Source organism: Paenibacillus sp. FSL R7-0345 (assembly GCF_038595055.1).
In the GTDB taxonomy this organism is placed as follows: domain Bacteria; phylum Bacillota; class Bacilli; order Paenibacillales; family Paenibacillaceae; genus Paenibacillus_AQ.
The window spans coordinates 1,790,806-1,803,559 of the sequence record NZ_CP152002.1 but is presented as its reverse complement, the minus strand read 5'-3'; the positions used below and the strand labels follow the sequence as shown (position 1 = coordinate 1,803,559).

Annotated in this window: 9 protein-coding genes; 5 read left to right on the top strand and 4 right to left on the bottom strand. The window is 55.6% G+C overall.

The window, feature by feature from the left end; all coding sequences use genetic code 11:
• Positions 1–4: 4 nt before the first annotated feature.
• A complete protein-coding gene (locus NST84_RS07560) occupies positions 5–775 on the top strand; it encodes a hypothetical protein (RefSeq protein WP_342564994.1) in 771 nt (256 codons plus the stop codon).
• Here the strand turns inward: NST84_RS07560 and NST84_RS07555 are convergent.
• Entirely contained in the window at positions 720–1,862 is a 1,143-nt protein-coding gene (locus NST84_RS07555) for a response regulator (RefSeq protein WP_342564993.1), read from the bottom strand. The genes NST84_RS07560 and NST84_RS07555 overlap by 56 nt on opposite strands.
• Positions 1,813–3,645 (bottom strand): sensor histidine kinase, encoded by a 1,833-nt coding sequence (locus tag NST84_RS07550; RefSeq protein WP_342564992.1) that lies wholly within the window; start codon positions 3,643–3,645, stop codon positions 1,813–1,815. Before NST84_RS07550 ends, NST84_RS07555 begins: the two co-directional genes overlap by 50 nt.
• Before the next feature lie 192 nt (positions 3,646–3,837).
• Here NST84_RS07550 and NST84_RS07545 point away from each other — a divergent pair, with 192 nt between their 5' ends.
• From NST84_RS07545 to NST84_RS07535, 3 genes are all read left to right on the top strand, one after another.
• On the top strand, positions 3,838–4,827 hold the full coding sequence (locus NST84_RS07545) for a LacI family DNA-binding transcriptional regulator (RefSeq protein ID WP_342564991.1): 990 nt from the start codon (positions 3,838–3,840) through the stop codon (positions 4,825–4,827).
• A 55-nt stretch (positions 4,828–4,882) separates the two neighbouring features.
• Positions 4,883–7,165 carry an alpha-galactosidase gene (locus NST84_RS07540; protein WP_342566369.1) on the top strand — a complete coding sequence of 761 codons (2,283 nt, stop codon included), beginning with the start codon at positions 4,883–4,885 and terminating at the stop codon, positions 7,163–7,165.
• Between the two features lie 191 nt (positions 7,166–7,356).
• Complete coding sequence (locus tag NST84_RS07535) at positions 7,357–9,069, top strand: methyl-accepting chemotaxis protein (protein ID WP_342564990.1); 1,713 nt, start codon at positions 7,357–7,359, stop codon at positions 9,067–9,069.
• An 80-nt stretch (positions 9,070–9,149) separates the two neighbouring features.
• Here NST84_RS07535 and NST84_RS07530 read toward each other — a convergent pair whose 3' ends face one another.
• Together NST84_RS07530 and NST84_RS07525 are read right to left on the bottom strand one after the other, a co-directional pair.
• Positions 9,150–9,641 (bottom strand): pyridoxamine 5'-phosphate oxidase family protein, encoded by a 492-nt coding sequence (locus NST84_RS07530; RefSeq protein WP_342564989.1) that lies wholly within the window; start codon positions 9,639–9,641, stop codon positions 9,150–9,152.
• A 468-nt stretch (positions 9,642–10,109) separates the two neighbouring features.
• The gene (locus NST84_RS07525) at positions 10,110–11,639 is read right to left on the bottom strand and encodes a glycoside hydrolase family 31 protein (protein ID WP_342564988.1); all 1,530 of its coding nucleotides are present in this window, start codon (positions 11,637–11,639) and stop codon (positions 10,110–10,112) included.
• Positions 11,640–11,753: 114 nt separating this feature from the next.
• On the opposite strand from NST84_RS07525, the gene NST84_RS07520 reads away from it, so the two are divergent.
• The gene (locus NST84_RS07520) at positions 11,754–12,623 is read left to right on the top strand and encodes an AraC family transcriptional regulator (RefSeq protein ID WP_342564987.1); all 870 of its coding nucleotides are present in this window, start codon (positions 11,754–11,756) and stop codon (positions 12,621–12,623) included.
• Positions 12,624–12,754: the final 131 nt, after the last annotated feature.

The following is a 12,754-nucleotide window of genomic DNA, read 5'->3' as shown; positions in this document are numbered from 1 at the left end:
TGGTTTGACTTCTGTCTTTCATTTCACCCATTTGCCCGCTTCCGGCCAAATCAAAGGCATTTATGCCTCTCATTTCGCCAACTGGGCCGCTTCCGGCGAAATCAAAGGCATTTGTGCCTCTCATTTCGCCCATTTGCCCGCTTCCGGCGAAATCAAAGGCATTTATGCCTCTCATTTCGCCAACTGGGCCGCTTCCAGCCAAATCAAAGGCATTTGTGCCTCTCATTTCGCCAACTGGGCCGCTTCCGGCGAAATCAAGGGCATTTATGCCTCTCATTTCGCCCATTTGCCCGCTTCCGGCGAAATCAAAGGCATTTATGCCTCTCATTTCGCCAACTGGGCCGCTTTCGGCCAAATCAAAGGCATTTGTGCCTCTCATTTCGCCAACTGGGCTGCTTTCGGCCAAATCAAGGGCATTTGTGCCTCTCATTTCGCCAACTGGGCCGCTTCCGGCCAAATCAAAGGCATTTGTGCCTCTCATTTCGCCCCTGACACCAGGCTCCACTCACTTCGTCCCTGCCACAGCTCCGGCTGGATTCAGAGGTCCCGTTGCCCTCCCAATCTCCGTTTCCGCAAGCTCCTCAGCCCGCCTGCCGTCCGGTCAGACAACGCACCCGCCGCTGTCGCCGCCTGCCTGCCGTCCGGCTATACAACCCACCTGCCACTGCCTGCCTATTGTCCAGCCAGACAGGCAGCCAGAACACCCGGCACAAAAGCGGCTACTTCCGCACCAGCTGCTCATATTCCGTCGGCGACACGCCGAAGCGCTTTTTGAAGCTTTTGCTGAAATAGTTGGGGTCGGCGTAACCGACGCTCTGGGAGATATCGGCCAGTCTGCGGTTGCCTTCCAGCAGCAGGGCCCGCGCTTTTTTCATGCGGATATGGGTGATATGGTCGACAATGGAGTGGCCGGACTCCTTGCGGAACACGCGGCGCAGATAGCTGGAGTCGACATAGACGCCGCCCGCCACCTGCTCGGCTGACAGTTCGGCATCCGCATAATGCTGCTCAATATAGCGGATAGCTGCGCTGAATAGGCTGGAAGCCTTGGTCGGCTTCACATCCTCGGTCAGCTGGATGACCCTGCGGTACAGGGCGATCAGCCACGCCTCGGCCGCATCCCAGGACCCGCATGCCTTCAGCCGCTCATACGGCGCTTTGTCCTCTTCGCTGTCCCAGACCCGGCTGTAGGCAAAGCCGCGTTCCCCCGCAAAGGTTAACGCCAGCGAGAGCAGCCCCATCATCATCGCATCCGCATATTCGTCTCCCCAGGGGCTCCCCCGCAGCTGGCTTACTGCTTTGCGTACCTCGTCCAGCACGTCGGCATCCTTCATGCGCAGGCCGAGCACAATCGCGTCGCGTACCGCACCGGGTTCGGGCGTCTCCTGTCCGGGACGGACGGCAGCCGGAGCCCCGCCGCCCTCCGCCACCTGCGGGTCAGCCCCGCGGCCGCCGGACAGGCGCGGCAGCTTCGGCCGGATGCGCTCCAGCATCTCGGTCATCTCCGCTTCGTTAAACGGCTTGAGCAGATAATCCTGCACACCGGTGCGCACCGCCTTCTGCACATACTCAAACTCATTGTGTCCCGAAATGAACACAATCACGATCCGCTCAAAGCGGTCCTTCAGCTTGCCCGCCAGCTCAATGCCGTCCATAAACGGCATATTAATATCAACCAGCGCCAGATGCGGCTGATGCTTCTCCGCCTCCACCAGTGCCTCCTGCCCGTTTCTTGCTTCACAGCATACCTGGTAGCCGTGGCGCTGCCAGTCCATTTTGAGCCGCAAAAAATCGCGGAACAGCGGCTCGTCATCAACAATCATCACCTTGTACATCGTGCACATCCCTCTTTTCGTTTCCAAGCAGCGGCAAAGACAGCTCCACCACTGTTCCTTCTCCGGCAGCACTCCGCACCGTCAGTCCGTACTCCTCACCAAAATATAGACTGAGCCGTTGCCGGACACTATAGGTGCCGATCGACCTCGTCTCCTCCTCAGGCGAATGCCCGGACATGATCGCTTCCATCCGCTCCGCATCCATGCCCACCCCGTTGTCCGTCACCTGGACAACCACTTTACCTCCGGCAACGGCTGCCTGAATCCGGATGAAGCCTTTGCTGCCTTTCTTTTTCAGCCCGTGATAGATTGCATTCTCCACCAGCGGCTGCAGCGACAGCTTGGGTACCGGCGTACCTGACAGTTCTGGGGGAATGTCGATCTCATAGCGGAAGACGTCGGGGTAGCGGATCTGCATAATCGACAGGTAATCGTCGGTGATCTGCGCTTCTTTTTCCAGAATAATCAGCTCTCTGCCCTTATTGAGCACCATCCGGTAAAAATCCGCCAGAGCCTTCGTCGTATCCCGCGCCTCCTCATTGCGGTCCAGCTCATTCAGCACGTAAATGGTATCCAGTGTGTTATACAAAAAATGCGGTTTAATCTGCGCGCTGATCAGCGCCAGCTCATATTCCCGCTTGCGTTTTTGCTCCTCCGTCACCTTGCCCAGCAGCTCACCGACCCGTCCGACCATAAAATTAAACGCCTCGGCAATCGTCCCGATCTCATCCTCCGTCCTTGCTGCTGCAACCGGCCGCAGATCACCGCTCACCACCTGCCGCATCGCCCGGGTCAGCCGCTCCAGGGGACTGGCCACCATCCGGGAAAGCAAATTCGCCCCGAACAGGGAAAAAATCAGACAAAGTGCGCCGACCAGCGCCGTCAGCCGCACATTCTGCTGTACATCGGCCGTCAGCAGCTTCAGAGACACCACATTGATCAGCTCCCAGCCCATCCGGCCGTAACGGCTGACGGTAACCAGATTACCGCCCTCCAGATAGGAAAAGCTCGCTTCACCGGCAAGGCCGCCGGCCGCCCCGATTTCAGCTGCTACCGATTGCTCCACCGGCTGGAGCAGGCTGCTTTTATCCGCTGCAGCTACAATGCGCCCCCGCTCATCCATGAAATAATACGCTTTTGGCGCAGCCGGATCACTTGACTGCAGAAAGGCTGACAGCTGCTCCTCCCGGATCATCAGAAAAAGCGTGCCCAGCGTTTCGCCGCTGTCGATGTTAATGACCATTTTGCCGAGAGTCAGTATAGGTGCCGCCGGGTCAGGAGTCAGATAACTCCGCTGCTCCATCCCGAACCAGTGGGACACACCGTAGCTGTCGGCTGTCTGCATTTCCTCCAGCATGCTGCTTGCGGCAATGCCTCCTTCCTCTCCGCCGGAAGTGTAGGATGAATAGACTGTGCCGTCGTTGCCGACGAAGACCGCCGCATCAACCTCCCGGAAAATGGACAGGTCCGTGGACAGCCGGCTCTGCATCAGATTGGCAAAGCGTACCTCCTCCAGCGGAACACTCTGGCCCCCCGGATAAGATTCATATAGACGGTTGATGTTCGTAACCATAATATTGGCTGCCGTTTCTGCGCTGCGCAGAATATAATCCGTGCGGGAGAGAATCAGCTGTGATTCGTCCGCGACATTGCGTGTGGTCCGCTCAATCAGCGAACGGCTGAATAAATGACTGGACAATGCGCCCAAAATAAGCAGAGACAAAATCAGCAAGGGAAGAAAAATCGCAATCACCTTGCTTTTGAAGCGGAGCCGTCCAAACCAGTTTCTGATAAATGCTGCAATATTCAAGCCCGTTCTCCTCCGCCCTCCAATGAATATCCAACATGGTAACACAATCGTCCCGGCTTTAGAAGACAACAGCTGCAGCAGAACAGCTTCCATTCTCGGCAAAAGTCTGCTTGAAAGTTCCCCGTCCGGGTGGTAGGATAAAAGCGTAATCATTATTTAGTAAATTTATTAACTAAAAAAGGCGGGGTCGGCTTGGCAACGATTAAAGACATCGCCCGTGAAGCCGGAGTATCCGCAGCTACTGTATCACGGGTATTAAATAACGACTTGACCCTGGCTGTCAGCGACGATACGAGGACCCGGATTTTTGCGGTAGCGGAGCAGCTTGAGTATAAGCCTGCCCGGCTGAAACAGCTGAAACGGGATACCGAGCTGGGCGGCAAAACCGTTTCGCTGCTGCTCTGGTGTTCTCCCGAGGAAGAAAGGGATGACCCGTATTACGGCTCTATCCGCCGCGGAGTCGAGCTGCGCTGTGAGGAGCTCGGCATCCGGCTCGGACAGACACTGCGCGGACGGGCACCGCAGCACCTGCTCCGGCCCGGCGACGGTCTTATCGTTGTCGGCGGCTTCGATCTCAAAGAGATTGAAGGACTGCATAACGATCCCGACACTATAGTGCTCGTTGACCAGTATCAGGAACGCTCCGACTATGACTCGGTGCGGACGCATTTCCGCCAGGCAGTGGATCAGGCACTCGGTCACCTGTTTGCCCTGGGCCACCGCGAGATTGCTTTTATCGGCGGGGGCGACGGCGGCGAACGCCGGGCCCATCATTTCATGCGGGTGATGCAGCAGCAGGGCTGCTACGATCCCGGATTGATCCGCACTGGCAGCTGGAGCAGCGCCGACGGATACCGGATGATGGACGAGCTGCTGGCAGGTGCGAAGCGGCCGACCGCCTGCTTCGCTGCCAGTGATCCGCTTGCCGTCGGCGCCCTGCGCGCCCTGCATGATCACGGGGTGCAGGTACCGCAGGAGATGGCGGTTGTCGGCTTCGACGATATCGAGATGGCGGCTTATGTCCAGCCGCCGCTGACCACCATCCGCGCCTATCCCGAGCAGATGGGCAGGGCTGCGGTCCAGCTGCTTGCCGAGCGGTTTGAAGGCCGTGAAGCGCCGTCGCATACGATGATCGGCACAAAGCTGATTGTCCGGGGAAGCTGCGGTGCGGCAGCGGAGTAATCCGGCTGTACAGATATCATCATTACAAGAATAAAGGAGAGTTCATTACATGAGCATGAACATTTATGTAGACGAATCGCTTGGCCTGTTCCATCTTCAATCCAAAGATACCAGCTATATTATCCAACTCGTCGAAGGCTATCCGTCCCATGTGTATTGGGGATCACGCCTCCGCCACGACAGCAGTCTGACTGATGCGCTCCAGCTACGCGAGCGGTCATCGTTCTCCCCGAATCCGGTGCCGGGCAAACCGTCCCTTTCACTGGATGCCCTGCCGCAGGAGTATCCGCAATACGGCACAAGTGATTTCCGCCGTCCTGCTTACCAGGCCCAGCTTGCCGACGGCAGCCGGATTACAGAGCTGAAATATGCAGGATATGCTATTACTTCCGGCAAGCCGGTTCTGGAAGGACTTCCCGCTGTCTATACTGAAAGCGATGATGAAGCACAGACACTGGAGCTTATCCTGAAGGACGACTACGCCGGGCTTACCGTAAAGCTGCTGTACACTGTTTTTGCTGATCACAGCGCGATTGCCCGCTCCGTACACTTTGAGCATAACGGCTCGGAGCCGCTGCGGCTGGAGCAGGCCTTGAGCGCCTCGGTTGATTTTGCCGATTCCGCCTACGATACCCTTCACCTCAGCGGAGCCTGGGTAAGAGAGCGTCATATTCAGCGCCGCGCGCTTGTACCAGGCGCAGCGGTAGCGCTGGAGAGCCGCCGCGGCTCAAGCAGCCATCAGCTTAACCCGTTCATGGCCCTGCTGCGCCACGGCGCGGATGAAGACCACGGCGATGTATACGGCTTCAGCCTGGTCTACAGCGGCAGCTTCGCTGCGGTTGCCGAGGTTGAGCAGTTCGGAACAACCCGTGTCAACATCGGGATTAACCCGTTTGATTTCTCCTGGCTGCTCGAGCCGGGTCAGACCTTCCAGACCCCGGAAGCGGTGCTGGTCTATTCCGGCGAAGGTCTCGGCGGCATGTCACGCACCTATCACCGGCTGTACCGGACCCGCCTCTCCCGCGGCGTTCACCGCGACAAAGCCCGTCCGATTCTGGTCAACAACTGGGAAGCGACTTATTTTAACTTTGATGCCGACAAAATCACAGCCATTGCCAAGGAAGCCGGTCCGCTCGGCATCGAGCTGTTCGTACTTGATGACGGCTGGTTCGGCAAGCGTGATAATGACGACAGCTCGCTCGGCGACTGGTTCGAACACAGCCGCAAGCTGCCAGGCGGTCTTGCTGACCTTGCCGGCCGCGTAAATGCGGAAGGCCTGCAATTTGGCCTGTGGGTAGAGCCGGAAATGGTCTCGCCGGACAGCGAGCTGTACCGCAAACACCCGGACTGGTGCCTGCATGCTGAAGGGCGCCGCCGTACCGAGGCTCGCAACCAGCTGATTCTTGACCTTTCACGTCCGGAGGTCTGCGATTATCTGTATGAAACCTTGAGCGCCGTCTTTGCAAGCGCGCCGGTTACGTATGTTAAATGGGACATGAACCGCAACATGACCGAGGTTGTCTCTGCTGCTGCAGCTCCTGAGCGCCAGAAGGAAACGGCCCACCGCTACATGCTCGGCCTGTATAACCTGATGGAGCGCCTGACTTCACGTTTCCCTGACATCCTGTTCGAGAGCTGCTCCGGCGGCGGCGGCCGGTTCGATCCGGGCATGCTGTTCTACATGCCGCAGACCTGGACCAGTGATGACACCGATGCCATCGAGCGTCTGGCGATCCAGTACGGCACAAGCATTGTGTACCCGGCCAGCAGCATGGGCGCACACGTCTCCGCCGTGCCGAACCACCAGGTTGAGCGCACAACCTCGCTTGCGATCCGCGGCGACGTGGCCATGAGCGGAAACTTCGGCTATGAGCTGGATCTGACTGCCTTCACCGAAGCAGAAAAGAACCTGGCTGCCAAGCAGATCGCCCAATACAAAGAAATCCGTACGCTTGTCCAGCAAGGTGATATGTACCGGCTGATGAGCCCGTTCGAAGGCAGCGGGGATACCGCCTGGATGTTTGTCAGTGAAGACAAGACAGAAGCCTTTGTCGCGTACTTCCGTGTACTTGCCAAGCCTAATGCCCCAATTACCCGGCTTGCGCTTAAAGGACTTGATCCTGAGCTGGATTATGTGCTGGAGACCGGCGCAGCGGACAGCACGGACAGCCATGGCAGTACAGCGGCTGCTGCAGCAGACAGCTCTGCCCCGTTCCAGCCGGCCTTCGGCGGAACACCTTACGGCGGCGACCGCCTGATGCGCATCGGTCTCATCGTGTCCGATCTGCGCGGCGACTTCGCCAGCTGCACCTACCGACTGAGAGCCGTACAAGGCTGATCTGTTTATAAAATCATACCGTTACTACAGAGGGCTTTAGTCTCCCAGGGGGACTAAAGCCCTTTTTCCATATTTTACACAACGAAAAAAGTACTATTCCCCTCTATTTTCCTTAAAAAACCGGACCAGACTGACGATATATCTGAGAGTTGAAAAACAATTCAAATTACAGATAATAAAGGGGAACTCCGATGAAGCTTCTGAAAAACCTTAGCATTGCCAAAAAGCTTATGATCCTTATCTGCGTAAGCGCCATTTCCTTATTAACAGTGGGGATTCTCGGACAGCAATACACCAATAAAATGGCTGATGAATCAACAGTCATGTATGAAGAAAATCTGATACCGCTTAATACCGTTATGCAAATCCGGGTAAACGTCAGGGCAAGTGATGCCTACACGCTGGAAATCCTCGCAACCACAGATGCCGCTCGGACCAAGGAGCTTAACGGGGAGATCATCTCCGCCTGGGAGGAAATTGACGGCATGATTCAGGAGATTGAAGCAACCCATCTCAGAGAAGAAGAACGCCAGTTAATGACCCAATATCATGAGTACGCCGATGCTTTGAAAATCTCCCGGGACCGGGTCGTGGAACTGGCTATCCAAAATAAAAATACAGAGGCCTACGCTCTTTATACTGAGGAAGTTGAATCACAGCGAAAACTGGTTAATGATACGCTTAAAGCCTTGCAGCGCTCGAAAGTGGATGGTGCAGGCACTATAAACACCGAAAATCAGAGCAGTGTAATCCGCATTCTTATTATCTCCTCCATTGTTATTCTTGCTGCACTGGCGCTCCTGGTGCTGCTGGGCACTCTGATTGCCCGGATGATCGTAAAACCGGTTAAGGAAGTCAGGCATCTGCTGGCTGAGGCGCAAAGCGGTGATTTTACGGTCAAAGGCAGCTATACCTCCAAAGATGAGATTGGTGAGCTTACAGCTTCTTTTAATGCAATGACCGGCAGGCTACAGTCTATTTTCAGCACAGTCCAGGAGTCCTCTCATTTTGTTGCCTCCACATCCGAGGAGCTCAGTGCCAGCGCAGAACAGAACAGCCATGCCAGCGGCCATATTGCCGAGACGGTTCAGGATCTGGTATCCGGTACAGAGAAGCAGGTGGATATTGTCGAAGAGAGCTCGGCTTCCATTTCTGACATGACCGGCTATGCCCGGGAAATTGCCGGCCATACAGAACAAATGAAACAAGATGCACTCCACGCTTCCCAAATGTCGCTTGAGGGCAATCAGGCCATTACAGAGGTTACCTCACAAATGCACTCGATTTCTACAAATGTAAGCAGCCTCTATGAAGCAGTTAACAGCCTCAATAGCCGCTCTAGTCAAATAGAGCAGATTGTTAGTGTGATCTCCGGGATTTCAGCCCAGACCAATCTGCTTGCACTGAATGCATCAATTGAAGCAGCCAGAGCCGGGGAACATGGCAGAGGCTTCGCAGTGGTAGCCGGTGAAGTGCGGAAGCTGGCCGAGCAGTCGGACAGATCAACCGAGCAGGTTACGCAGCTTATACACCTTATCCAGCAGGATACAGAGACAACACTGCATACGATGGATATCGCTTCAAAAGAAGTGCATGCCGGGTTGATCGTAGTGGACGATGCCGGCAGCTCCTTCCGCAACATTGATGAGGCGGTGAGCCGGTTCGTTGCCCAGATCGGGGACATTTCTGCTGCTCTGCAAAAGCTCGCCGGTGGTGCCGTTAGCGTGAATGCCTCTATCGGCCAGGTTAGCGAGGTTGCCAGGGACTCTTCTTCCCTCTCGCAAAATATCTCTGCCGCAACCGAAGAGCAGCTGGCCTCCATGGAAGAGATTTCTTCTTCAGCCCAGGCATTAGCCAGTCTGGCCGATGATCTCCAGAAGATTCTGAACCAGTTCAAAATCTGAGCTTCAGCATACAGCCACGAACCAAAAAGGAGCTCCGCTTTCGCAGCGGGCTCCTTTTTGTCATGCTATCCTCTTCAGTGCTATTCCAGTTCAACCGTCTGATTGAGGTTCGAATCTTCCGTATTCTGGTTGGTTATTCTTTTGAACATGTAGGTCGCCTTCTCGGCCAGATTGCCGCTCTTCCAGTACTCTGCCGCTTCGGCATGCACCTGAATCAGGATCACTTCCGGATCATCATAGCTGGTCTTCAAAAAAGCCTCATAGCCCGGATTCCAGAATTCCTTCTTCTTGGCCACATCCTCTACGATTCTCGCCACACCGCGGATAGATACATAGGATTTATCTGCGTATACCACGTTAACCCGCGGGTCGTGCAGAATCTCGTCGAACTTGCTGGTATCCCGTTTGGTCAGGAACCACAGATCCCCGTCAAATTCCACTTCCTGCGTTTTCATCGGCCGGGAAACCAGACCTTCAGGTGAAATCGTAGTGAACATCGCCGTATCAATGCCCTTAATCAGCTTGCGGACCGTCTCGACAGCCTCCTGGTGGCTATTGTTCAAAGTTGACATGCTTATCGCCTCATTTCTTCCATATTAGAGTAATAGGTTATCCAAACGACTACCTTTTATTTACCCAAAATGGCGGGCGATTATCGGCGGGCACCTTCCGAAAGTCCCGGGCGGGTCAGCAAACCATAACCGAACCGGTGAATGAGCAGGTAATGCTGAATGTTTTTAACGGACAGAGATGCTCTTATTTCCGGTACAATCGATATATTTTCAGTCTAACGGACACCAGTGCCCTTACATTCGATAAATTGGCCTAAAAATGTCTCCCGGGGATGATTTAAGCGCATTACAGTCCGTTAGCTTTGTCAGAAGCGTTATATAGGAAAAATGACGGTGCTACGGTCCGTTACAGTCACCGCACAGCATGGCAGGCCCACTCAATACGCAGGCTGCGGGGATTAACGGCCTCTGCAGCCTGCTCTTCTCTGAAATCTGCCGTACAGCTTCCATACAGCAGATGACACAGCGTTACCCCTTCCGGTAATACGGCAGCCGGCTGAGCGGGGCCTCAATCTCCAGCTCAGCAGGGCCGGTAACGATGCTGCCGTCATCCCCGGTCCATGTTCCTTCCGGGAAAATCACGCTGCGGGATCTCATCCCTTTGCGGATAACCGGAGCAACCAGAACGCTGCCACCCAGCATAAACTGGTCCTTGACGGCCTCCAGGCCCTGGCCCGGGAACTCGTACGCCATATGGCGCATGATCGGCTCGCCGGTAACGGAGGCGCGGCGGGCCAGCTCCAGGATTTCGCTGCCGAACTGCGCATGCAGCCGGGCTGCCTCTACGCAGATAGCCAAATGCTCCTCATCCAGCACCCGCCACGGTGCAGCCGAATACTGCATCATCGGGAACAGCGCAGAACACTGGGCATACCGGACGAATAGTTCAGGATCGATCCTGGCTGAGGTCAGGCTGCCGATTTCCCCCCCGCCGATCATATCGGGGCAGGTGTACGCATAGCCCAGCAGGCCTTGGGCCAGCCCGTCGGGAATCAGTGCGCCCAGCCCGTTCTCCTCCCAGTCATGGCTTTTATCCTTCAGCCGCTGAACCAGCGGCTGTCCGGCCAGCTTCCAGCAGGCCCGGTACTCGTTCAGCCTGTATTTCAGGCCGGCTCTGGCCCAAGCCTCGCTGTGTCCGCTGCGCGTGGATGGAACAAAAGCCTGATCGTCCGGCTCATAGAACTCAGCGTCGCCGGCGTCCAGCTTGAACCCGTCGATTCCGTACTCCTGCTGCAGGGTATCCAGCTGCGCTTGAATCCACTTGACCGCTTCCGGATTAGTGCAGTCCAGCACGGCGCTGAAGCCGTTCCACCATTTCCGCAGGGCAGTTTTGCCCTCCCGGTCCTTCAGCAGCATTCCGGCAGGCTCAAGCTGGCGGAATGTACGCGAATCCGGACTGATGAATGGACAGACCCACAGCATGACTTTGAAGCCCAGATCATGAAGCTCCTGAACCATCCGGCCGGGATCAGGAAATCTGCCGGAATGAAAGGTCCAGGTGCCGTATGGCTCATGCCAGCTGTCATCAATCATGATGACACCCGGAGGCAACCCGTGCTCAAGCACCTTATGCGCATACTGCAATACCTTCTCCTGAGCCGGCTCATAGAGCAGCTCGATCCACAGATTGTACTGCGGTGCGGTGAACAGCAGCTCCTCCGGTATGCCGGGAGCAGGCGGAAAGTAGCTGCGGGATGCCTGCCCGAATGCGCCTTTTAAACTGCCGTAGCCCTCTCCGCTGATTAGTTCACCCTGTCCGGATATCGACAAGACACCGTCTTCAAACCGGAATGCAAAGGGCTCTTCACTCCAGATATATCTTCCCTGGCTGGAGAGCAGCAGCGGACAAGCCTGATTCCCGTAATGGTGCTCATCCAGATCCGCCCGGAACAGCTCCGTCCCGTAGGGCATGCTTTTGCCATCAGCAGCGCGTCCTCCCCACCAGCATTCCCCCGGAAGCAGCCTGATAAGCTGTTTGCATTTTGTCGTCTGATCCATCTGACCTCACTCCTTTTTCTACTCCGATCTTACCTGTGCAGCCAGCCGCAGACAATCTAAAAGTTGTGCTATATAATATAACAAAATTGACTTTTAAGTTCAGGAGGCAGAATGATGTCAGAGCCAGCATCCTATGCTTTTCATAATGACGATACTTCAATATTGACGCTCAGCTCTATCGGCTGGCAGAGAATCAGCAGTCCCGAATACAGCTTTGCAGGCAATGAGCGCCCGGACTCGGGGCATGTTATTTTTCAATATACGCTTAGCGGTCAGGGCTGGATCGAGGTGGAGCAGCAGCTGATTCCTCTAACCAGGGGCACGGGCTTTCTGGTCCGGGTTCCAAGCAATCACCGTTATTACTATTCGGATCAGGGCCAGCCCTGGGAAATTCTCTGGCTGAATCTGCGGGGTGACGAGGCAAACCGTATCTGGGAGCTGATTATTGCGCAGGAGGGGCATGTCATACAGAGAGAAGCCGATTCCCCGCTGGTCACGGGACTATGGGAGCTGCTGAGGACGATTGCCGAGGAAAAAGTGACCGACAAATATGTGCTGTCCGCCCAGGTCTACAGCTGGCTGCTCGATTTGGTCAGAACAAGCCGGGAGATCACCAAGGAGATCAGCGCTGCTACCAGCTCGATTATGTTAAAAGCCAAAAAATACTTGAAGACTCATTACGCCGAGCCGCTGACTCTGGATATGATTGCAGAGCATTGCGGGGTCAATAAGCACCACCTGTGCCGGCTCTTTCAGAAATCCGAACAGACCTCCCCTCTCGCTTATCTGCGGGAACGGCGGGTGGAAGCGGCGCTCTCCCTCCTGCGTACGACAGATCTCTCCGTTCAGGAAATCGGCCGGCAGTGCGGGTTTGAGAGCCCCAGCTATTTCGGCAAAGTGTTCCGCGAATATATGTCCATGACCCCCAAGGAATACCGGCTGAAGAAGCTGGAGTTTCCGTACGATGCCATTTACTATGATTAGGCTCTCGCGCTAGGCCCGGCAGAACCGTCTCCAGAATGTCAATTGTATTAAAGGCTATGGCAATACCCTGTTCTTCCTCGTTGTCGGGTTCACGGCGGGCTGATTCCGCTGTACCTGATCGTCAAAAATGG

Excerpts from the sequence above, each read along its gene's own strand:
- NST84_RS07540 (WP_342566369.1), top strand. The coding sequence starts at position 4,883 with ATGAACATTTATGTAGACGAATCGCTTGGCCTGTTCCATCTTCAATCC.
- NST84_RS07535 (WP_342564990.1), top strand. The coding sequence starts at position 7,357 with ATGAAGCTTCTGAAAAACCTTAGCATTGCCAAAAAGCTTATGATCCTT.
- NST84_RS07530 (WP_342564989.1), bottom strand. The coding sequence starts at position 9,641 with ATGTCAACTTTGAACAATAGCCACCAGGAGGCTGTCGAGACGGTCCGC.
- NST84_RS07525 (WP_342564988.1), bottom strand. The coding sequence starts at position 11,639 with ATGGATCAGACGACAAAATGCAAACAGCTTATCAGGCTGCTTCCGGGG.
- NST84_RS07520 (WP_342564987.1), top strand. The coding sequence starts at position 11,754 with ATGTCAGAGCCAGCATCCTATGCTTTTCATAATGACGATACTTCAATA.